This is a genomic window from Saccharibacillus endophyticus (assembly GCF_013185185.1).
Taxonomy (GTDB): Bacteria; Bacillota; Bacilli; order Paenibacillales; family Paenibacillaceae; genus Saccharibacillus; species Saccharibacillus endophyticus.
Genome location: NZ_JAAZWE010000008.1, coordinates 81,838 through 101,143, shown reverse-complemented (window position 1 = coordinate 101,143; position 19,306 = coordinate 81,838). Strand labels below are relative to the sequence as shown.

15 protein-coding genes and 1 riboswitch are annotated in these 19,306 nt (G+C 51.9%); of the genes, 5 read left to right on the top strand and 10 right to left on the bottom strand.

The window, feature by feature from the left end; genetic code table 11:
- Positions 1-12 precede the first annotated feature (12 nt).
- The 6 genes from HRQ63_RS23550 to HRQ63_RS23525 all read right to left on the bottom strand — a co-directional run bounded on the left by HRQ63_RS23550 (position 13) and on the right by HRQ63_RS23525 (position 7,592).
- A complete protein-coding gene (locus HRQ63_RS23550; protein ID WP_172247599.1) occupies positions 13-882 on the bottom strand; it encodes a CheR family methyltransferase in 870 nt (289 codons plus the stop codon).
- Between the two features lie 74 nt (positions 883-956).
- The gene (locus HRQ63_RS23545; protein WP_172247598.1) at positions 957-4,649 is read right to left on the bottom strand and encodes a response regulator; all 3,693 of its coding nucleotides are present in this window, start codon (positions 4,647-4,649) and stop codon (positions 957-959) included.
- Positions 4,650-5,813 (bottom strand): PP2C family protein-serine/threonine phosphatase, encoded by a 1,164-nt coding sequence (locus tag HRQ63_RS23540; RefSeq protein WP_172247597.1) that lies wholly within the window; start codon positions 5,811-5,813, stop codon positions 4,650-4,652.
- Between the two features lie 187 nt (positions 5,814-6,000).
- Positions 6,001-6,348, bottom strand: a complete 348-nt coding sequence (locus HRQ63_RS23535; RefSeq protein ID WP_172247596.1) for a YflT domain-containing protein — start codon at positions 6,346-6,348, stop codon at positions 6,001-6,003.
- An 80-nt stretch (positions 6,349-6,428) separates the two neighbouring features.
- Positions 6,429-6,962, bottom strand: a complete 534-nt coding sequence (locus HRQ63_RS23530; protein ID WP_172247595.1) for a hypothetical protein — start codon at positions 6,960-6,962, stop codon at positions 6,429-6,431.
- 108 nt (positions 6,963-7,070) lie between these two features.
- Complete coding sequence (locus HRQ63_RS23525) at positions 7,071-7,592, bottom strand: DUF948 domain-containing protein (protein ID WP_172247594.1); 522 nt, start codon at positions 7,590-7,592, stop codon at positions 7,071-7,073.
- A gap of 382 nt (positions 7,593-7,974) precedes the next feature.
- On the opposite strand from HRQ63_RS23525, the gene HRQ63_RS23520 reads away from it, so the two are divergent.
- The 3 genes from HRQ63_RS23520 (at position 7,975) to HRQ63_RS23510 (ending at position 9,585) form a co-directional block, all read left to right on the top strand.
- Entirely contained in the window at positions 7,975-8,142 is a 168-nt protein-coding gene (locus tag HRQ63_RS23520) for a DUF1328 domain-containing protein (RefSeq protein ID WP_172247593.1), read from the top strand.
- 297 nt (positions 8,143-8,439) lie between these two features.
- Entirely contained in the window at positions 8,440-9,228 is a 789-nt protein-coding gene (locus HRQ63_RS23515; RefSeq protein WP_172247592.1) for a hypothetical protein, read from the top strand.
- Positions 9,229-9,402: 174 nt separating this feature from the next.
- The gene (locus HRQ63_RS23510) at positions 9,403-9,585 is read left to right on the top strand and encodes a hypothetical protein (protein ID WP_172247591.1); all 183 of its coding nucleotides are present in this window, start codon (positions 9,403-9,405) and stop codon (positions 9,583-9,585) included.
- 207 nt (positions 9,586-9,792) lie between these two features.
- On the opposite strand, the gene HRQ63_RS23505 is transcribed toward HRQ63_RS23510, so the two are convergent.
- Together HRQ63_RS23505 and HRQ63_RS23500 are read right to left on the bottom strand one after the other, a co-directional pair.
- Positions 9,793-11,418 (bottom strand): ABC-F family ATP-binding cassette domain-containing protein, encoded by a 1,626-nt coding sequence (locus tag HRQ63_RS23505; RefSeq protein WP_037291390.1) that lies wholly within the window; start codon positions 11,416-11,418, stop codon positions 9,793-9,795.
- A 224-nt stretch (positions 11,419-11,642) separates the two neighbouring features.
- Positions 11,643-12,749 (bottom strand): MBL fold metallo-hydrolase, encoded by a 1,107-nt coding sequence (locus HRQ63_RS23500; protein WP_172247590.1) that lies wholly within the window; start codon positions 12,747-12,749, stop codon positions 11,643-11,645.
- Positions 12,750-13,069: 320 nt separating this feature from the next.
- Here HRQ63_RS23500 and HRQ63_RS23495 point away from each other — a divergent pair, with 320 nt between their 5' ends.
- Both HRQ63_RS23495 and HRQ63_RS23490 read left to right on the top strand, forming a co-directional pair.
- Positions 13,070-14,218 (top strand): conserved virulence factor C family protein, encoded by a 1,149-nt coding sequence (locus HRQ63_RS23495; RefSeq protein ID WP_172247589.1) that lies wholly within the window; start codon positions 13,070-13,072, stop codon positions 14,216-14,218.
- A 178-nt stretch (positions 14,219-14,396) separates the two neighbouring features.
- A riboswitch (Lysine riboswitch) is annotated at positions 14,397-14,583 on the top strand.
- 116 nt (positions 14,584-14,699) lie between these two features.
- Positions 14,700-16,169, top strand: coding sequence for an amino acid permease (locus tag HRQ63_RS23490; protein WP_172247588.1), 1,470 nt, complete (start codon positions 14,700-14,702; stop codon positions 16,167-16,169).
- 72 nt (positions 16,170-16,241) lie between these two features.
- On the opposite strand, the gene HRQ63_RS23485 is transcribed toward HRQ63_RS23490, so the two are convergent.
- Both HRQ63_RS23485 and xylB read right to left on the bottom strand, forming a co-directional pair.
- Complete coding sequence (locus HRQ63_RS23485) at positions 16,242-17,363, bottom strand: transglutaminase domain-containing protein (protein ID WP_172247587.1); 1,122 nt, start codon at positions 17,361-17,363, stop codon at positions 16,242-16,244.
- A gap of 257 nt (positions 17,364-17,620) precedes the next feature.
- On the bottom strand, positions 17,621-19,126 hold the full coding sequence (xylB, locus tag HRQ63_RS23480) for a xylulokinase (protein ID WP_172247586.1): 1,506 nt from the start codon (positions 19,124-19,126) through the stop codon (positions 17,621-17,623).
- Positions 19,127-19,306: the final 180 nt, after the last annotated feature.

The window sequence follows — 19,306 nt, the reverse complement described above, 5'->3', positions numbered from 1 at the left end:
CCCCTACGCTTTCTATTTAATCTTCCGGTAGATCTTTTCGACCCGGTCCAGCGGCTCATAGCAGTCACTGAATTGGGTGAAATGAATAGACTCTTTCGAACCCAGAACAAGAATGCCGAAACGGCTGAGGCTCTCATAAAAAAGTCCATGTACCTGATCCCGGAGCGTATCATTAAAATAAATCATAACGTTCCGGCAAAAGATAACGTTAAATTCATTGAAAGAACGGTCGGTTGCCAGATTATGCTCGGCAAAGATAATGTTTTTACGCAGATAAGGTTGAAGCATGACCGAATTGTACTTGGCGGTGTAATAGTCGGAAAAAGACTGCGTACCCCCGGCTTCCAAGTAATTTTTCGTGTACAGCTTCATTTTCTCGATCCCGTAAATCCCTTCTTTAGCCTGCTTAAGCGAGCGATCGTTCATGTCGGTGGCATAAATGCGCGCCTTGTCGTACAATCCCTCTTCATGCAGCAGAATCGCCATGGAATAGACTTCTTCTCCCGTCGAACAACCGGCATGCCAGATTCGGATGTACGGATAAGTTCGCAGGATCGGAACGACTTCGCGGCGAAACGTACGGAACAATTCCGGATCGCGAAACATTTCGGTGACCGGAATCGAAAGGCTCTGCACCATGCGCTCGAAACAGGATCGATCGTGCAGCACTTTATTTTGAAGCTGGGAGATCGTATCGAGGTTCTCCGCGTGTACATGATGCCAAATCCGACGCATGAGCGACGGCTTGGCGTAATTCCGAAAATCGTATCCGTATAACCGATGAACCCCTTCAAGCAGAAGATCCGCTTCAATGGTCTCGCGCTCGTTTAAATCTGAACCGTTTTCCGATGTAGTCGTTTCTTGAAATCCATTGAATGTCATAGGTTCAACCTCAGCTTATCTGAAAAAATCTTTAGAATCGAGTTTAATCTTTGTATATTACCCAAATATCTTGCCTACGAATACAACCAAACGCGCATTAATGAAAGAAGCTGTTCCGTCTGTATCGGTTTTTTGACATAATCGGATGCTCCGGCCTCGATACACTTGCTTCGATCTTCTTTCATCGCCTTTGCCGTCAATGCAATGATCGGAATCCGCTCGAACTCGGGCAGCTGCCGAATCCGGCGCATCGCTTCGTAACCGTCCATCTCCGGCATCATCATATCCATCAAAATCAAGTCAAAATCTTGATGATTTTCGAGAACTTCAAGCGCTTCGCGCCCGTTCTCGGCAAAGGTCACATCCATCCGATAGCCTTCGAGCACGCTCGATAACGCGAATACGTTTCGCACGTCGTCATCGACGAGCAGAATTTTCTTGCCTTCGAACAGCGTCTCTTTGTTATGCAGCTTTTGCAGGATTTTCCGCTTGTCTTCCGGCAGGTCGGCTTCGACGCGATGCAGGAACAAAGTCGTCTCGTCGAGCAAACGTTCCGGAGATTTGACGTCTTTGACGATAATGGATTCCGCGTACTGCCGCAGCTTGGTTTCTTCTTTGGCGTCGAGGTCTTTGCCGGTATAAATGATGATCGGCAGATCGCGCAGACGTTCGTCCTCGCGAATGCGATCCAGCATCTCGAACCCGGTCATATCCGACAGCATCAGGTCCAATACCATGCAGTCGTAATGGTGACGCTGCAATTCTTCCAGCGCTTGCGTTCCGGTCGCCACGGCTTTGATCGCCACGTCGTCGTGTCCGATCAACTCGATGATGGCATGGCGCTGCACGTCGTCGTCCTCGACGATCAGCAGATGCTTAAGTCCTTTGTCCGCGTACGAACCAATGGAGGAAAAGGCCCGTTCCAGCCCTTCTTTGTCGGCCGGTTTTTTCAGATAAGCGATTGCGCCCATCATCAGTCCCTGCTTCACGTCATCGACGACGGATACGACATGGACCGGAATATGACGCGTCTCGGAGCTGCTTTTCAGCTCGCTCAAGATCGTCCAACCGTCGATTACCGGAAGTTGGATATCGAGGATGATCGCATCCGGCATCCGGCTGCGCGCCGTTTCGAGACCGGTATCGCCTTGTACCTCGACGATCGCTTTGTAGCCGTTGCCGCGTGCCATGTCGCGCAGAATGACGGCAAATTTCGGATCGTCTTCGATGATCAGCAGCACTTTGTCATGCGGGTTCACGCTATCGCGATCGTCTTCGATTTCCGGACGGTTCGGCTTCGGCGCGATCGGTTCGACCGCCGCCGGCTTGCCCCGCTTCGAAATCAATCGTTCGTCTGCATCCGATTGAAGAACCTGCATCGCGGCGCTTATTTTATCGCCCGAATCTTCCCCGGACGCGTAAGTGGTCAACTTCGGCACGTAAAGCGTGAAGCGGCTGCCTCGGCCGTCCTCGCTTTCAAGCTCGATACCGCCTCCGAGCAGCTTCGCCAGTTCGCGGCTGATCGAAAGTCCCAGACCGGTGCCGCCGTATTTGCGGCTGGTCGTGCCGTCGACTTGTTGGAAAGCTTCGAATACGATATCCGTTTTATCCTGCGGGATGCCGATGCCGGTATCGATAACAGAAAATTCGATGAATTTCCGCTTTTTCTCCAAATACTCCGGCAAATTTTCGGGCTTCGCTTCTTGAACTTGGAAGGTGACCGAGCCCTCGGACGTGAATTTGAACGCGTTGGACAGTAAGTTGCGCAGCACTTGTTTGAGTCGATGCCCGTCGGTCAGCAGCGCGTTCGGCAAATGGGCCGTATCGACTTCGATGTTCAGATCGATGCCTTTTTTCTCCGCGACCGCCGAGAAGTTGTTGACCACGAACGTGGTGACCTCGTCAAACTCTACCGGTTCTCGGTTCAATTCCATTTTGCCTGCGTCCACTTTGGACAGATCCAGAATTTCGTCGATCATTTTGAGCAAATCCGCACCCGACATATAGATCGTCTGCGCGTATTCCACTTGCTTCGGTTCGAGGTTGCCTTGTTTGTTTTCCGCAAGCAGCTGCGACAAAATCAGCAAACTATTTAGCGGCGTGCGAAGCTCGTGCGACATATTGGCCAAAAACTCGGATTTGTATTTGCTTGATACCGCCAACTGCATCGTCTGACGCTCCAATTGTACCCGAGCATGCTCGACTTCGCGATTCTTTTCTTCCGTCTCGTGCACTTGTTCTTCCAAAGCCCGGGTCTTGGCGATCAACTCGGTATTGAAATGTTCGAGTTCTTCTTGCTGACGCTGGAGCAGTTCTTCGGATCGTTTAAGCGCATCGGTTTGCGATTCGAGGCTTTCGTTCGAACGTTTCAATTCTTCCTGCTGCGTCTGAAGCTCTTCCGATTGACACTGAAGTTCTTCGGTCAGCGCCTGCGATTCGCGCAGCAATTCTTCGACGCGCAGGCGTCCGTTGATGTTATTCAAAATGACGCCCAGGTTAGTCATCAACTGATCAAGCAATTGGCGCTGAAGTTCGTTGAACGGCGTGAGGGAAGCGATCTCGAACACGCCGATGAGTTCGCCTTCCGCCAAAATCGGATGAATCAGGATTTGGGCGGACCGGCTTTCGCCGAGCGCGGAATGAATATGAATGTACTGCTGGGACGCTTCTTCCAGCACGATGATCCGGCGATCCGCCGCGCTTTGCCCCAGCAGCCCTTCGCCTACTTCGAACGAAGATTTGGATTTGGACGTTTGTTTATCCGAAAACGCGTACGTGCCGTACAAATTCAATTCGTTCGGATTTGTCACGTCGGCCAGATACAAAGCTCCGTATTCGGCTCCCAACACGGGCGTGAACTCGCTGACGAAAGTTTGCGACACTTTTTCGAGCGACATGATTCCTTTCAACACGTCGGTTATCCGGGCCATATTCGAGTTGATCCAGGCTTGATTGTTTTGCGCTTCCGCGTATGCCCGTTCGATCGCCTGCTTTTCTTCGATATCCTCGGCCATCTGCTGGAATACGAGCGCAACGCTGCCGATCTCGTCTTTGGACTTGACTTTAATGCGGCGGATGGCCTTCAAACGACCTTTTCCGAAGCTTGAAATCATCATGGAAACGGTATTCAGCCCTCGGGTCACGCTAGGAATGATCCACATCATGATGCCCAATCCGAGAAGGAGGCCTACCGCAAGAAATGCCGTCGTGATCTGCGTGGATCGCGTATAAGCTTCTTTGACCGCATCGACCTCCGACTCGACCTGCAGATCCTGATAGTTGGCCAATTCGTTGATGGTGCTCAATGCCGTCCGCTGCAGTTCGATGCCGGTGGAGTTCCGATAAGCCAAAGCTTCCGTCGCCTCTCCGTTTTCAAGCAGTTGCATCAGATTGGCTTCGTACTTGGAGAAATTTTCCCAGCTCGTTCCCACATTTTGCACGAGGCGCCTTTCTTCCGCCGACCCCGTCTCCGACGTAATCGAATCCCAATAACGTTCGGCGCGTTCTTTGGAACTTTCGATAAACAGCCGGCTTTCCGAGAGATTCGATGCTTGCCCGCCCAACAGCTGCCCGGCCAGCTCCGTGGCGATGCTGTTGATCTCGCCCCGCATCCCGCTGCTATAACGTACTTTCAAATAACGTTCCTGATACACGCGGTCGATCTGATCGTTCATGTAACTCATTCGGTCATAGCTCGCTAACGATAACGATAACATAATGAGAAGAAGCGCAGAAAAACCGATGACCAGCTTGGCCTTTATTTTCATTTACTCAGCCGCTCCTTCTTTCAATGAGATCCATACCAGGCATTTATCGTCATCTTGCTCGGCATCAGGTTCGCCCACGAAAAACGTCTCTTCCATTCGAGGTTTATCGAAGGCGTGATCTCCTTTAAGATGAGAAACAAGAAACGCCAGCTGATCTTCCTGTTCGCCGTCTACCGCTTCAAGCAATCCGTCGGTGTAAAGGACCAAATGGCTTTCGTCTTCGTAAGAGACCGTTTGCGGCTCCGCATCGATGCGATCGAACAACCCTACCGGGTGGGAAGAACGCTCCAATTTGACCACTTCTTCGCCGCGGAACAACAGTCCCGGAGGATGTCCCGCGTTTACATAATCGATTCGCTTGAAACGAGTATCGACGACCATATAAATGGCGGTGAAGTAATACTGAATCAATTGATTTTCGATATGCAATTGATTAAAGCGACGGTTCAGCTCCTGAATGACTTTTTCCGGGTCCACGTAGGTTACGACCGTATCTTTCAGTACGGAAGCGATGAACATGGTAAACAAAGACGAAGAGATACCATGTCCCATCATATCCAGCAAAATAATGCCGTAACGGCCGTCGCCCAGCGGATACCACGCATATAAGTCTCCCGCCAACTCAAACGAAGGTTTGTACAGAGCATCGATTTCAATATTCCGGTCATTGACGGGAAGGCTTAATACGGCGTTTTGAACCATTGCCGCAAGCTTAAGCTCATCTTGAATACGCTGATCGCGCTCCTTGTGCCAATCTTTTTCCTGCTTCAGACGCAAGGCAAGGCGAATACGGGCCATCAGCTCAACTTTATTGATAGGTTTGGTCACATAATCGCCTGCCCCGGCATCGAGAGCTTCGGCCAATTTTTTGGAATCGCCTACGGCGGTCACCATAATAATAGGAATATCGCGTAAATGCTCATACGTTTGAACAATACGGCAGGCTTCGATTCCGTCCATCTCCGGCATCATCATGTCCAGCAAAATCAGATCGATGTCCGAATGTTTCGTTTTTACCTGCGGGTCGAGATCGGGTACTCCAAGAATAGCGAACATTTCCCGAGCAGAAGCTGCGATCTCAATATTTCGATATTCTTCTTTTTTTAAAATTTCTCGAATGATAATGACATTGGTAGGATTGTCGTCGACAACTAGAATCTTCATAATCCTCTCCCTCTTGCGTTAACCGCGTTATGATACTGGATTTCTAACCTTATCCAACCTGTTTATCAACATCTTGTAAAAGATTCCATAAACATAGATAAGGAATGGGACGCAGGGTTCCCATTCCTTATCTATACCTCGAATCCGCCAAAAGGCGGCAAATCGATAAGGGAGGCGCTTCTGTGCTTCAGATCGCCGGTGTCAGAGCGACAACCAAAACCTTCCCTGTCTCCAGTTGGTCTTCATAATATGCAGATTCTTCTTCGGAAAATCCCATGCCGGCAATGCGTTCGCGCAATTCTTGGGCACTTGATCTGAAGATTTTCGTTCCTTTCAGATCAGGTTCGTCCGAATCGGAAAGAATGGGACGGGCTCCTGCGGCTTCGGCCGTCAGCTCCGTATGCCCATCATCGTAAGCAAGGACAAACAATTGATCGCCGGTATAACCCGTCATCCGAAGTTCTCGGATCGTTTCGACCGCTTGAGTGCCGTTTTCCACGACTTTTGCGTAAGCTTTGGCATTGGCAGCATCCATATTCGCGCACGCTCCTTTGCAAATGGCTTTACAACGGGCACAAATAAATTTTTACCCGTTTAGCCGTAGTTTGAATCATATTATACCGAAGTACTATCAAATAAATCTACGCTGCGAATTTCGCCGCTCCGAGGATCGATAAACACTTTGATTGCCTGCCCGCCGTGTTCATAACCGAAACCGTCATCCGCGGTAAAATCCGGAGTACCCAATCGTTCTCGAATTTGAGCGCCGTCCATGGGCAGTTCCTGACCGTTAAGATTAAAGCTGCCCGCGCTGCCCGGAACCGATACGTAGTAAATCCAATCTTGATAAGCTCCGACTTTCAAATCGCCGTAACTGTACTCGTCTCCGGCCATATAGGCGGAAGTTTTATCGGAAGCTTCACCGTACAGGCGATTTGCATCTTGGATACGGTCTTGAAGAGTGAGTCCGTTCAGCGTCTCCAAACCTGATCGGGACGGATAGACAGAAAACGAAGACGGCTCGGAAGCCGTAAAAGCGGATGTAACAATCGTCGGCGCGTTCACCGCAGCCGCGGCATGAGAAGGAGCAAGGTCCGGCGTCGAAAAAGAAGATAACATTCCGGTTAGCAGCATCATGATCGTAAACATTGTTCTCATCCTTTCGTTCCGCTTCAAGGACTCCGGCAGCCTAACTTTACGCGGTCCAGTGACGCACAAACGACGATTGTTCCTTATTTCAAATGGAATTACGCAAGTTTAACGGCGGAATTTCTGCCATACCGCGGCGCCTGTGTCGATCCATTTCACAACCTTTTGCACGCCTACGCCTTCTCCGCCGCGCCCTTCCGTTCCATAGGTCGCTTTATAGCTTTGAACTGCCGGGCTTTCTTCGGATTCCGGAAGCAATGCCGCGCCTCCGTTTTCCCGCTTTTGCTTTTCTTTGTTTTCGCGATGATGTTTGGCTTTTTCGATCATGCGATGCGAATATTGTTGGCTGACCAGCGTAACTTCATTCAGAAGCTGCCCCAGGTTTTTAACCGATTCCATGACCGGATCCAACTGCTTCAGCTTGTGGTTCGCGTCCAACGTAATATCGTTGGTATGACGAATGATCTGCTTCACTTCGTAAGTCAACTCGTCCATCGTTTTCTGTACTTCTTTCAACGTCTGCGCCGTATTTTCCAGCGTCTTGGTTCCGGCCTGCAGTGTTTTGATCAAGAAAATGACAAGCACCGCAAAAGCCACCGCTACAATCACCAAAGCCCATTGCCAAACCACATGTAAAACCTCGCTTTCTCTACACCCGTTATTTTGTTTGCCTTCGAAACTTCTCTTGCTTTACTGCATAGTTACCCTGAGCTTTTTTGCACGAAACAAAAGAGAAAATGCATGCGTTACCATCCGAGTAAGCATTGTTTCAACATGAAAACGCCAGGTTAATTGGAGTCTACGAGACAACGGAAACGAAAACCGAACGCGTGACGAATTCCTTCTATTATTAATATAATGCCAAGGATATTCAAAACTTCTTTGCTCTTTTCATTCTCATAGGGGAAGAAAACTTGCTGCGAAGGCACATAGGCTGTTCGTTTCTGCATCGGCTTCAATTGAATCGTGGCGTTTCCCGTTTTTAAAAATTTGAAAAAGGAAGGTGACACTCATGTTGAAATGGTCTTTGGTATTGCTTGTCATCGCGGTCGTGCTGGGAATTTTCGGATTCGTCGGCATCATCGAAGCAGCAGCAGCGATTTTCAAAGTTTTGTTCTGGGTATTTTTGGCTCTGTTCGTTATTTCTTTGTTCTTCGGCCGCGGACGATCTACGCGGTAACAAACGAAAACAAGGTTTTGTTTCCTGGCCGCTCCTTCGGGGGCGGTTTTTTATTTTTATTTTCACTCCTTTTTTATGTAAGGTTGCGAATAACGATTGCTTGAAAAAAAGCGAGCAACCATTGCTGCTACAACGATTATAACAACTTTACGTAGTTTGACCTAATCTCTTACTTCTATGAGACAAGTTACGATTCTGTTATTTTTTTTAGCAAGGTTGGTTCATTACTCGAACTAGGGTTTATTTTTATAGCAGGACGGAGCAAACAAGCTCCCAAACAAAGAGGAGGATTACTTTATGAAAAAATTAGTCACTACACTCACAGCTTCGGCTCTGCTGATGGGCAGCCTGGCAACAGCGGTTTCTGCAGCTGAAACTTCGGCAACCGTTACAGATGCTACTTACACTTCGCCTACTACAGGAACTGTAGTAACCGGTACAACAAAGTTTGTCGGAAACAACAAAGCGTTCAGCTTCACTAATCCTACAGCTTGGAATGAGCGCGTAAGCAGCCAAGAATATACAGGAACTGCATTGACGGAAATGGGAGAAACAGCAGCGAACTACATGGTCAACTTTACATACAAACCAACTGACAGCAATGCGACTCCGGTAGTTTTCGCAACAATCCGCGGTTATGACAGTTCTGTATGGAATGGCTTGACTAACAAAGAAACGCTGGGTACTCCGCTGAATACAACTGGCGGAACAATCTACGTGCTTTCTAAAGTAGCTAGCAATCCATTCCCTGCTACGTCTGCAGCTGATCAAAATGCATTCAACGAACTGCTGCAAAGCACAAACAGTGGAGCCCTGCAAGGTTTCATGGTTAACCCTGCTACAGGAACCCTGCCAAGCGGACCAGTCGTATCAACTGATGATCCATCTAAAGTATCGACAAACCCGACTCCTAACATCCAGTTGACCAGCATGACGCCGTTCTACAAATCACCAGGCGGCACGATGATCGGTTACCTCGGACCGCAAAAGCTGGATACGACAGGTAAAGGTCAAACTGACCCTGCCAGCGGCCAATGGGTAGAAATCTACACTTGGATGGGTCTGGCTTGGATCGTAGTCGAGTAATCGACTCTTTCCCCGAAACTTCCACATCAAGAAGCTCCGGCATATGCCGGAGCTTTTCTTTTTTCATCTTGTCCCGCAGCGTGAAAGCGGATAATATAAAGAAGAAATCCGCAGTCGCACGGCATTCGTTCAGGGAATGTCGGATAAGGCTGCGACAGCGAGGAGGAGTTCCGCATGACCGAAGAAAAAGGAACCCGGAAAGTCGATCTGGCCGAAGCGATCCGCAATAAGCTGGAGCAGAAGAAGCAGCAAAACAATTCGAACAAAAGCGGCTTTCAGGGGAACGAAACCAAAAAGCTGACGACTCAAAACAACAAAAAACCAAATAATCAACGCCGCCGTACCGGAGGATCTTAAACCGATCTTTTGAGTACAGAGCAGCAAAAGCCCGATTCCGGCCTATGCCGAATATCGGGCTTTTTCAGTATTCGCACCTAGAGTCGAGAACGTGCATCCAATCCGACTTCCGCATTTTTTGATACATGCGAAAACAAAAAAAGCCGCCCGGACGGCAAGGTATACCCTTTGTCCGAGGCGGCTTTCGACGTTACGGAAGCCAAAAAATTATACTTGTACCGCGTACATGCGATTGCGAAGCTCTTTTACTTCTTCGCTTTCCAGATACTCGTCGTACGTCATCACGCGGTCGATCACGCCGTTAGGCGTAATTTCCACGATACGGTTCGCGATCGTTTGAATGAACTGATGGTCATGGGAAACGAACAGCAGCGTGCCGTCGAAATCGATCAGACCGTTGTTCAGCGCCGTGATGGACTCCAAGTCCAAGTGGTTGGTAGGCTCGTCCATGATCAGCGCGTTAGCGCCGTTCAGCATCATTTTAGCCAGCATGCAGCGAACTTTCTCGCCGCCGGACAGAACGCTGGCTTTTTTCAGACCTTCTTCGCCTGCAAACAGCATGCGTCCGAGGAATCCGCGCAGGAACGTCTCGTCCTGATCATTGGAATACTGACGCAGCCATTCCACAAGGTTCAGGTCCACGCCGTCGAAGTATTCGGAGTTGTCTTTCGGGAAATACGCTTGGGTCGTCGTTACGCCCCATGTGTATTCGCCGCCGTCCGCTTCCTGTTCGCCCATGACGATATCGAACAGCGTCGATTTCGGCAGGCCGTGAGGGCCGACGAAAGCAATCTTGTCGCCTTTGTTGACGACCAGATTGAAATTATCCAATACTTTTTCGCCTTCGATCGATTTGCTCAGGTTTTCGACGGTCAACAACTGCTTGCCTGCCTCGCGCTCCGGCTTGAAGTTGATGAACGGATATTTGCGGTTCGAAGGACGGATATCGTCCAGCGAGATCTTTTCGAGCTGCTTTTTACGCGATGTCGCTTGCTTCGATTTCGAAGCGTTCGCGGAGAAGCGTTGGATGAACGCTTGCAGTTCTTTGATCTTTTCTTCTTTTTTCTTGTTCTGGTCGCGAACGAGACGCAGTGCCAGTTGACTCGACTCGTACCAGAAGTCATAGTTGCCGACATACAGCTGAATTTTGCCGAAGTCGATGTCCGCGATATGCGTGCAGACTTTGTTCAGGAAGTGACGGTCGTGAGATACGACGATGACGGTGCCTTCATAGCCCATCAGGAAGTTCTCCAGCCAGTTGATCGATTCGATATCCAAGTGGTTGGTAGGTTCGTCCAGCAGCAGGATCTGCGGATTGCCGAACAACGCTTGAGCCAGCAGGACGCGGACTTTCTCGTTACCGCTCAACTCGTCCATTTTCTTGTCGTGCATATCGCGTACGATACCCAGGCCGATCAGAAGCGCGGCGGCATCGGATTCGGCATCCCAGCCGTTCAATTCCGCAAAATCGCCTTCCAGTTCGCCGGCACGGATGCCGTCAGCTTCGGAAAAGTCGCTTTTCGCGTACAGCGCGTCTTTTTCCTTCATGATCGAATACAGACGGCTGTGACCCATGATAACGGTCTCCAACACTTGATATTCGTCGTATTCGAAATGGTTCTGTTTCAGTACGGCCAGACGTTCGCCCGGCGTGATCGAAACTTCGCCTTGGTTGGCTTCGATTTCTCCGGAAAGAATCTTGAGGAAGGTGGACTTTCCTGCGCCGTTGGCGCCGATCAAGCCGTAACAGTTACCCGGGTTGAACTGAATGTTGACGTCTTCGAAAAGTGGTCGCTTGCCGTAGCGAAGCGTAACGCCGCTTGTGCTAATCATGTGCATTCCCATCCTTTATTATAAACTTTTTGCTCAACGCCGATGAAGCGCCGCAAAACCTGGTTCTTCTTGAAAGTCTGATGTTCTTTTCAAAAGCTTATTATAGCATAAAAAGGTCATCCGTAAGGCATTCCCTGATGCTTTTCCGGTAAAAATTCGTTCATCGCGAACGTTCGCGCCAAAATCCGCCCCGGCATGCGCCGAGGCGGATCGTTTCATCTTATTCAGGATTCGATAACCTTCTGCTGCGCGTGAACGATCATCGTCTCGCCGTGGATCATCAGCTTGATGCAATCCCTGGATGTTCCGGTACGCAGCCTTTCGGCTTCCAAACGCGCCAACGCTTCTTCGGCGGTGTCGTCGGAAAGCTTGAACGTCCCGTAATGCATCGGAATCATGATCTCGGCACCGACATCGCGAAACGCTTGCAGCGCTTGCTCCGGATTCATGTGCTGCGGCCCCATAAACCACTCGGGTTCGTACGCGCCGATCGGCATCAACGTGATATGCACGCGGAAACGTTCGCCGATCTCCCGAAACCCTGCGAAATAACCGCTGTCTCCGGCAAAATAAATCGTCGGCGGCAGCGGGTCTCCGTCCGAAGATACGTTGGCATTCAACGAATCGTTCCAGCGCCCGCATTTGGCCTGACCCGCGGAATCGATCGAAGAAGGGTTCGCATGACGCTCATACGTCGGTTTATCGTTTTCTCCGACGACGGTAGCTGCCGTTTCTTTCACGGCATCGGCAGGTTCAAGCACGAAACCGCCCCAATGCGACGTATTCGCGTCAAACAAAGTCCGGCGCGTCCAATGTTGGGTCGGCACGAAGGTGATTTTCACGCCTTCGACCACAAGTTCCTCCCACCAAGAAAGCTCGATGCAGCGGGTAACCTGTTTTCGGGCCAGCTTTTTTTTCAAACCGACCGGTACGATGATTTGCGTCTTGGGGCTTTGCAATTTGCGGATCGAAGCGATATGCATATGGTCGTAATGGGAATGCGAAATCAGGATCAGATCGATCGGCGGCACTTTTTCGATCGGAATCCCGGGCTCGGTCAACCGTTTGCCGATTCCCATCCGCTTGGCCCAGATCGGATCCGTCAGAATGTTCAGCCCGGCATATTGAATCAGAAAAGTCGAGTGACCCACCCAGGTGATGGTCACATCGTCGCGATTATCCGTCAGGTAATCCAACCGGGCCGGCTGGCTTGGAATAATATAAGAATAATCGCGTTTCTTACGTCTGCGATGCAGATGCCGATCGCGATGTTCTTTGAGCGTTTTCCCCATCGGGGTATTGTTTGCGTTCAAGTACTTGACCTTGGGCATATCCGTTCCTCCTTCTCAAGGGCGTGTCTTCAAACCTCGACGGACGTAGATTTTACTGAATTTTCGTTCTCGGCAAGGAACTTTTCCGCAGTCGTGCCGGGGCACGTCAAGGGAGAGTGACGCAGTTGAGGGCGAAAAGGCAGTAAAAGATACACGTTGGCAGGCTTGAAGACACGCCTTAGACTGCCTCTCTATCCCATTACCCTCTCTATCCTTATATCGACTAAGAAAGCGCAATTTTTTTGTAGACCTGCCTGCTCCTTATTGTGACATTTCGTATTGCAGCGTGTAAAATAGGAGAGAAGGAGGTTGGATGACTCATGAAAATCAAATTGATCGAACCGACTCCCAGCCCGAATACGATGAAACTTCATCTGGACGAAACGCTGGAAGCGGGAATCCGAAAAACATATACGCTCGATAACGAACGTTCCGCACCGCCGATCGTTGCGCGGCTGCTGCATATTGAAGGCGTGAAAAGCGTTTTCCACACGGCCGATTTTATGGCGATCGACCGCAAAGGCGGCGCCGATTGGCCCGCGATTCTTTCCGGCGTGCAGGAAGTATTCGGCACGCGCTTCGAGCAGCCGATCGACTCGGACATCGAAGACGCGGCCGGACACTTCGGCGAAGCCCAAGTTTTTGTGCAATTTTTCCGCGGCATCCCGATGCAAATCCGGGTGAAATCCGGATTGCAGGAAGAGCGGATCGGCTTGGCGAAACGTTTTGTCGATGCCGTGACGGAAGTCGCGAGCGCGACGATGATCAAGGAACGCAAACTGACCGATTACGGCGTGCGTTACGGCGATCTGCCGGACATCGCGCGCGAAGTGGAGCAGGAGCTTGAAGCCGCGTTCCCGCAGGAACGCCTGGAACGCGTCATCAAGCAGGCGATCGCGCACGGAGCCAAAGCCGAAGAATTCGTGGAAGAACGCCGCGAATGGACGCAGGCCGAGATCGAAGAAGGACTGAAAAGCGAAGATTGGCGCCGCCGCTATTCCGCTTTGGAAGCGATGGAAGCCAGCGCGGAAACCCTTCCGTTGATCGAACGGGCATTGAGCGACGATAAAATGCAAATTCGCCGCTTGGCGGTGGTCTACCTCGGCGATCTGAAAACGCCGGAAGCGATGCAGCTGCTGTTCCGTGCCATGAAAGACGGATCTCCGGCCGTGCGCCGTACCGCAGGGGATACGTTGTCGGACATCGGCGACGCTTCCGCTACGCAGGTCATGCTGGAGTCTCTGACCGACGGCAGCAAAATCGTGCGCTGGCGCGCAGCCCGCTTCTTGTACGAGGTCGGCACGGACGATGCCCGCGAAGCGCTTGAAGCAGCTTCCAACGACCCCGAGTTCGAAGTCGGACTTCAGGCGCGCATGGCGTTGGAACGGATCGATTCCGGCGAAGAAGCCGCAGGCACGATCTGGCAGCAGATGGCCAAAAGCCGCCAAAAACCGATCGAGTCCGCTTAAGAAAGACTTTAAATCTGATCATCTCTTGATAGATCGGTCCTTTTTAAAAGATTGTGCGAAATAGGGTTGCTCCATAATGGACAATCCCGTATACTGTGAAAGTTGTTCGCCCTGCGGATCGCAGGGCTTTTATCTTTAACCGAATAGTTTTCCCTCATCGCACCCGAGATCGAACCGGTGATGAGGTAGAGGTTGCGGTGGCGATCAGTACACCGGAGGAGGCGCAGCAGAGCGCCGATGATCCCGGTCGGAAAGGCGCACCCGCCGAAGCACGGAGTTCTCTGACCTGAACCCCGTGCTGGGACCGTCTCCGAAAGGAACGGAACTGTCACCTGCCTTAGAGCGGGTGTTGAGCTATCTTCACGAAACGAAGCGCGTTTGCGATGCGGAATTTGCCATGCCGGCGGACCCGTGTCTGTCGGCTTTTTGCCGTAGCCTTCTTTTCGTGATAACCAAACCACACGAGGAGAGTTGACTCACCATGAAAGCTTCACAGCAAAAAGCACCGAGCACGACCGAATTGAAAAAAGGCCTTCAAGCCCGACATATGACCATGATCGCCCTCGGCGGCGCGATCGGAACCGGATTGTTCCTCGCCAGCGGCGGCGCGATCTCGAGCGCGGGACCCGGCGGGGCGCTGCTGGCATATGCGGCGGTCGGCATCATGGTGTATTTCCTGATGACGAGCCTCGGCGAATTGGCGACCCACTCGCCGGAGCCGGGATCGTTCAGCGCCTACGCGGGCCGTTACGTCGATCCGGCTTTCGGCTTCGCCATGGGCTGGAACTACTGGTATAACTGGGCCGTCACCATCGCGGCGGAACTCGCAGCCGCAACGCTGATCATCAAATATTGGTTCCCGGACAGTTCTTCGTTTCTGTGGAGCGTATTGTTCCTGGCGATCCTGTTCCTGCTGAACGCGCTGTCCGTGCGGGCTTACGGCGAAGCCGAGTATTGGTTTGCTCTCATTAAAATCATTACCGTCATCGTGTTCCTCGTGATCGGCGTCGCCATGATCTTCGGCGTCATGGGCGGCGAAGCCGTCGGATTCAGCAACTTCACCGTCGCTTCCGCTCCTTTTAACGGCGGATTTTTCGCCTTCTTGGGCGTATTCATGGCCGCGGGCTTCTCGTTCCAGGGTACGGAATTGATCGGCGTCGCGGCAGGCGAAAGCGAAAATCCGAAACGCAACGTTCCCCGCGCGATCAAGCAAGTATTCTGGCGTATTCTGATCTTTTATATTCTGGCGATCTTCGTTATCGGCCTGCTGATCCCGTACACCGATCCGAATCTGCTGAGCAGCGATCTGGATCAAATCGGAACAAGTCCGTTTACACTCGTGTTTGAACGCGCCGGCTTCGCTTTCGCGGCAGCCGTCATGAACGCGATCATTCTGACGTCGGTATTGTCCGCAGGCAACTCCGGCATGTACGCCTCGACCCGGATGCTGTACGCGCTGGCCGTCGAAGGCAAAGCGCCGAAGTTCCTTGCCAAGCTCACCCGCGGCGGCGTGCCGATCAACGCGCTGATCGTGACGGCAGCCGTCGGCATGCTGGCGTTCCTGGCTTCATTCTTCGGCGACGGCGTCGTATATACGTGGCTGTTGAACGCTTCCGGCATGTGCGGCTTTATCACCTGGGTCGGAATCGCGATCAGCCATTACCGTTTCCGTCGAGCTTTTATCAAACAAGGGCATAGTCTCGACGAATTGCCGTACCGCGCACGTTGGTTCCCGTTCGGACCGTTGTTCGCTTTCGTGCTCTGTCTGTTCGTCATCGTCGGTCAAAGCTTGTCCACGATTGAAAACGGCACGGTTGACTGGTTGGGCTTGATCGCGACTTACCTGAGCGTTCCGTTGTTCCTGATCCTGTGGTTCGGTTACAAGCGCGCCAAAGGCACCAAAGTCGTTCCGCTGGATCAATGCGATGTCAGCGGTCGGGACGATCTGTAATTTTCTTCTCTTTTCTAAGCGTTAAGCAAAAAGAGCCTTCGGTTCCGAATTTCCGGCCGAGGCTCTTTTCTTTTATTTCCAATATAGCGTAACTTGCCAATTGTTCGATCCGCTGAGCGATTTGCTCGTATATCCGATTGGCGAAACCCCGTAGCTATAGAGCGTCAATAAATCGTTTTTCAACTTATTCTTCGTTCCTTGGTAACGGAAAGTCAGGCTGCTTTGTCCGTCTTGAGCCGCTTCCTGCACGATCTTCTGCAAGATAGCCGCCGTCGATACGACGCTGCTGGACGATCCCGCATAGCCAAGCGTCGTACGCAATTCTTTTGCGCCGCTTACGCCTTTGGCGATCAACAGATCCAATGTTTCGTTATAAGGCGTCACGGCTTTCGGGTAATTCGCCGTTTTCCACTTGTGATCCTGTTTCAATTGGGTATCCGTCACCAAATAATACGAGGTCGAGACGCGGTCGCCGCGATCCGGTACCGGGTCATCCCAGGTCGTATCGATCTGATACCATTTGCCGCCCAGCTTCACCATGTTCCAGGCGTGCGCTTCATCTCCGACATAGCCTTCGACGATGTTCGCTTCAAAACCCGCCTGGGTCAGCATATCGTAAGTGAGCAGCGCATACCCCTGACAAACCGTGCTTCCTGTCTTGAGCCCTTCGTAAGCCGTGAATTTTGAAAGCGTGGTATCGTATTTGAGCGTGCGTACGACCCAGTCGTGAATCGCTTTGACCTTCAAATGATCGTTCATGTCGTCCGTGATGATCTCTTTGAGCGCGGCCGCGACTTGTTTATGCACATAGGCACTCTGCTCCGCCGTCTCGCGATACGTCAGTTTGACCTCGGCCGCAGCCGAAGAGTTGTTGCCGCGAAGCGAATAGGCGTAGCCTTTCATCGTGTAATGAATATAAGGATCTTGAGCGATCGCCTCGTCCAACGCGGGTTCGATCGCTTTTTTCAGTTCATTAATGCCGCCTGCATAAGTCAGCTTCACGCTGTCCTTATGGGCCGATAACGCTTCGAACAACTGCGCTTGCAATTGTTTCTGCGCCTGGGTTTGCGATACGGTTGCCGCGCTGACCGTAGGCGTAGCCGTCAGCGGCTGGAACCCTCCGAGCGTCCCCCCCGCCACCAGTGCGAGTGCGGTGCTCATCTTCAATAGCTGCCTTTTTGCATTTCCCTTCATGTGCCTGCATTCTCCCCTTTATTGACGAAAGTTTCTATTTCCTTTATCGGCATCCGGACCGGAGAACTGTAACGGATCAACGAACGGATTTACAAAAAGATTAAAAAAGCCCCTCTATTTATTATGAACGTCTTCCGTCAAAAAGCAACTTTACCGCCTCTCCCGTCTTTCCCTGCATAGGTACGGCAAAAAGCCGATCTCCCCGAATCGGGAAATCGGCTTTTTGCATCGAATCAAGTACGAATAAATCCTGTTTGTTACTGATCGCCGCCGCGGAACGCCGCCAGCTTGCGGTTCAGTTCGGCTGTTTGACCGTATACGTCTTGGTAGACGTCGAACAGCTTGCTGTACGTTTCGGCACGCTGCGCGTCCGGCGTATACGTTTTGGCTTCGCGAATGAATTCGCGCGCGCAGTCCTGAAGACTCTCGAACCAGCCGCTGCCGAATGCCGCCAGCATCGCTGCGCCCATTGCCGGACCTTGTTCGCTTTCCAGCTTCACGACGTCGGCGCCGAATACGTCTGCTTGCATTTGCAACCATTCCCGGTTTTTCGCGCCGCCGCCGATCGATACGACTTTGTCGACGGTTTTGCCGGCTGCGCGCAGGATGTCGATCGACTCGCGCAGCGAGAACGTGATGCCTTCCATTACGGCGCGCGCGAAGTGCGGAAGTTTATGGCTGGCGTCGATGCCGATAAAACTGCCGCGGATATCGGAATCCGGGTGCGGCGTACGTTCGCCCACGATATACGGCGTGAAGAGCAGACCGTTCGCCCCCGGCGATACTTCGCCGATTCCGGCAAGCAGTTCTTCGAACGAAGCTTCGCCGCCGAACGTCTCGCGGAACCATTGCATGCTGTAACCCGCTGCCAGCGTAACGCCCATGATATAGAAGGCATCCTTTTCGCCGTGGTTGAAGAAGTGGACTTTGCCTTCGAAATCCAGATCGCGGCGGGTCTCGTACGACAGAACCACGCCGGATGTTCCGATGCTGCACATCGTTTGGCCTTCGTTCAGGATGCCCGCTCCGATTGCGCCGCAGGTATTGTCCGCGCCGCCCGCGTAGATACGCGTTTTTTCCGTCAATCCGGTTGCGGCCTGCATCTCGGGCAGCAGCGAACCGGTGTCGTCAAACGACTCGACGAGTTCCGGGAACAAAGAAGGCTTAAGGCCGAAGGCTTCGCCGATCTCTTCGCTCCATTTTTTGCCGCCGACGTCCAGCAGCAATGTGCCGGCCGCATCGGAGTAGTCCATCGCGGCATTGCCGGTCAGGCGCAGGCGCACGTAGTCTTTCGGCAGCAGGAATAGCGAAGCTTGTTCCAGAATTTCCGGTTCGTGTTCTTGCACCCAAAGGATTTTCGGCAGCGTAAAGCCTTCAAGTGCTCGGTTGCGTGCGACTTTGAGCAGTTTGTCGCCGAGGACCTGTTCGATCTTGCGGCACTGCGGCGTCGTGCGCGTGTCGTTCCAGAGGATGGCGCGGCGCAATGCGCGGCCGTCTTCGCCGACCAGCACAAGGCCGTGCATTTGACCGGAGAAGCTGATGCCTTCGATTTCTTCGGCTTTGACGCCGGACGAAGCCAGCAGGTTTTTGAGGGAAAGGATCGTTTTCTCGACCCAGTCTTCCGCTTCCTGTTCGCTGTAACCCGGTTTCGGTTGATACAGCGGATAAGCTTCGGACTGTTCGCTGACGACGGTGCCGGTTTTGTCAACCAGTACGGATTTGACGGCACTTGTGCCGAGGTCGATGCCGATAACGTAACTCATGGTTTTCCTCCTTCGGATAGGGAAACTAAAAGGCGTGAAGCATGTAAAAGGACGGCTCCCCTCCCCGAAGGGAGCTTGCGGGAAGCCGTCCGATTATGGTGCGGTGATCGCTTTTTTGCGATTCTGTTTTTGGTGAAACCCTGACTTGGAGCGGTTTGGGAAAGATAGAGATGTCGCTTG

Excerpts from the sequence above, each read along its gene's own strand:
- HRQ63_RS23550 (WP_172247599.1), bottom strand. The coding sequence starts at position 882 with ATGACATTCAATGGATTTCAAGAAACGACTACATCGGAAAACGGTTCA.
- HRQ63_RS23545 (WP_172247598.1), bottom strand. The coding sequence starts at position 4,649 with ATGAAAATAAAGGCCAAGCTGGTCATCGGTTTTTCTGCGCTTCTTCTC.
- HRQ63_RS23540 (WP_172247597.1), bottom strand. The coding sequence starts at position 5,813 with ATGAAGATTCTAGTTGTCGACGACAATCCTACCAATGTCATTATCATT.
- HRQ63_RS23535 (WP_172247596.1), bottom strand. The coding sequence starts at position 6,348 with ATGGATGCTGCCAATGCCAAAGCTTACGCAAAAGTCGTGGAAAACGGC.
- HRQ63_RS23530 (WP_172247595.1), bottom strand. The coding sequence starts at position 6,962 with ATGTTTACGATCATGATGCTGCTAACCGGAATGTTATCTTCTTTTTCG.
- HRQ63_RS23520 (WP_172247593.1), top strand. The coding sequence starts at position 7,975 with ATGTTGAAATGGTCTTTGGTATTGCTTGTCATCGCGGTCGTGCTGGGA.
- HRQ63_RS23515 (WP_172247592.1), top strand. The coding sequence starts at position 8,440 with ATGAAAAAATTAGTCACTACACTCACAGCTTCGGCTCTGCTGATGGGC.
- HRQ63_RS23510 (WP_172247591.1), top strand. The coding sequence starts at position 9,403 with ATGACCGAAGAAAAAGGAACCCGGAAAGTCGATCTGGCCGAAGCGATC.
- HRQ63_RS23505 (WP_037291390.1), bottom strand. The coding sequence starts at position 11,418 with ATGATTAGCACAAGCGGCGTTACGCTTCGCTACGGCAAGCGACCACTT.
- HRQ63_RS23500 (WP_172247590.1), bottom strand. The coding sequence starts at position 12,749 with ATGCCCAAGGTCAAGTACTTGAACGCAAACAATACCCCGATGGGGAAA.
- HRQ63_RS23495 (WP_172247589.1), top strand. The coding sequence starts at position 13,070 with ATGAAAATCAAATTGATCGAACCGACTCCCAGCCCGAATACGATGAAA.
- HRQ63_RS23490 (WP_172247588.1), top strand. The coding sequence starts at position 14,700 with ATGAAAGCTTCACAGCAAAAAGCACCGAGCACGACCGAATTGAAAAAA.
- HRQ63_RS23485 (WP_172247587.1), bottom strand. The coding sequence starts at position 17,363 with ATGAAGGGAAATGCAAAAAGGCAGCTATTGAAGATGAGCACCGCACTC.
- xylB (WP_172247586.1), bottom strand. The coding sequence starts at position 19,126 with ATGAGTTACGTTATCGGCATCGACCTCGGCACAAGTGCCGTCAAATCC.